At 31.8% G+C, this 1,553-nt stretch carries 1 protein-coding gene; it reads right to left on the bottom strand.

Going from position 1 to position 1,553, the window contains the following annotated elements:
• Window positions 1–755, bottom strand: a 755-nt coding sequence (locus FTV38_RS17480) for a replication initiation protein (RefSeq protein WP_180023041.1), incomplete at its 3' end; no start/stop codon positions are given.
• Window positions 756–1,553 lie beyond the last annotated feature (798 nt).

Consider the following 1,553-nt stretch of genomic DNA (forward strand, 5'->3'; position numbering starts at 1 on the left):
TCTATAGAAGGCTTCCGAGTTTCCTTTTTTCCAATTACGAATCTAAAACCTGTAATTTTTTTGCCATCTTTAAGGTTGGAGAAAGATACTTGTAGTTCAGTAGATTTATTAATTTCTGATACCGCTGGTACGATAACTCTTTTTTTTAAATTCCAAAGCAAGGAATACTTATTTTGTAACTCGAATATATTTCTGAACTCTTCTTCTTTGAAATCTCTGTGTCCTATATTTTCGTATTGTTTTAATAATTGATAAAGCTGGATGGAGTGGGATCCTCTTAGCTGTAAAACTTCTTTAATTGTAAACTTTGTGTATGGATGATTGTTATTAAATATAGACAACATAAACAGGACTTCATTTGTGAAGTAAAAGCTTATTTTTCCATCTGCATATTCAATACGAATTACCCAGTGAACCGACACGCGATTACCTTTTGTATTTATGTAAGAAAAGTATCTTCCACGAAGATCATCAGCAGCTCTTTTTAATTGAGAGTAGGCACTGCCTAGTTCGATATCACATGCTTCAGCAAAGTCTTTAGCAGTAATAGTAAATTTACTAGATTCACTCATTGGATTAAGACGAACTATAGGGCTAGCTAAAATAAAGATCCTTTTTTCATCTACGGACATGCTATTCCACGCTTCGATCATCCTATTCTGCATGACTGTATATTCTGCTGGATATTGAGCTACAGGCTTTTGAATAGGGTATTCATGATCATCAACTACTATAGTATCTAATTGAGAATCCATATTTTTTTAATTCATACATATTTGATAATGTATGAATATATGAGCTAACAATAGTAAAGTCAAACCTAGAAAAATGTATGATTATTCTTTTGTACAGTGTTTTTTTAATTTTTTGATCTTTATCAAAGTATAAAAAATTATCCATCTATAAATTTGGAGTATAAAAAATAGTCTGATTTATAAATTATAAGTATAAGAATCAATCAAAACAAATAGTGAAAGAACTAAAATTAGCTAAAAATATAGAGATTATTTATATCTAGGTAAATGTATGAAGATCTAGGTAAATGTATGAAGTTTCCTAGGTAAATGTATGGAGTTTCCTAGGTAAATGTATGGAGTTTCCTAGGTAAATGTATGAATTAAATATCTATAATCCTTTCTATATGAGCATTACAGACGTTCTAAAAGTATTTAAAAGTTAAAAATATTAAAAAATATATACACCTTTAAAAATTGCCCTTGGTTTTCGCTACGCTCAAACTCTATTGAATCTCGCTCTCGCTCGATTCATTGGGGCAATTTTTAGCAAATACCTGCTGGAATTCCATAAAAAGCAAAAGCAACTCGGAATTCGCTTCGCTCATAAGTTTTTTATGCTCGCTTCGCTCGATCTAGAATCAAATTAAGTTTGTTCGCACCCTTCGGGATGCTCTGTATCTAAGTTTTAGAATCAAGGGGGAGCTTGTAATCAGGGAAAAAGCATAACGAGAATTTTGATTGTGTCTGTTCGCTCGTAGACACTCGCTCTGTTCATACGGAGAAGACTCATAGATTTAAAAACCAGGACCTCCAAAA

Origin of the sequence: Acinetobacter sp. YH16044 (assembly GCF_013417145.1) — a bacterium.
Taxonomy (GTDB): domain Bacteria; phylum Pseudomonadota; class Gammaproteobacteria; order Pseudomonadales; family Moraxellaceae; genus Acinetobacter; species Acinetobacter amyesii.